Below are 226 nucleotides of genomic sequence, written 5' to 3' on the forward strand. Positions count from 1 at the left end.
TGTCAAGCTGCTGCGGGCGATGGCGTCGCGGTGCGACCCCTGGTACGGGACCGTCGATGTGGAGTATTCGCTGCCCATGCCGAGCGTGCTGAAGGCGGGGAGGAGCTCGTTGTCGCCGCAGGTGTTCGTGTCCCGTCACGCCGGGACGACGGTGCTGGAGGCGTTCGACGAGGCGTTTGCCGAGACCGCGAGGACCGAATGGGACTCAGGCTGGTTCTACTCCGGA

Annotated in this window: 1 protein-coding gene; it reads left to right on the top strand. The window is 66.8% G+C overall.

Translation table 11 applies throughout. The features are described 5' to 3' along the window. The coding region (locus IEZ00_RS21460) for a hypothetical protein (protein WP_189225103.1) at positions 1-226 on the top strand (226 nt) is incomplete at both ends.

The sequence above is a fragment of the Saccharothrix coeruleofusca genome, from assembly GCF_014648515.1.
GTDB lineage: Bacteria > Actinomycetota > Actinomycetes > Mycobacteriales > Pseudonocardiaceae > Actinosynnema > Actinosynnema coeruleofuscum.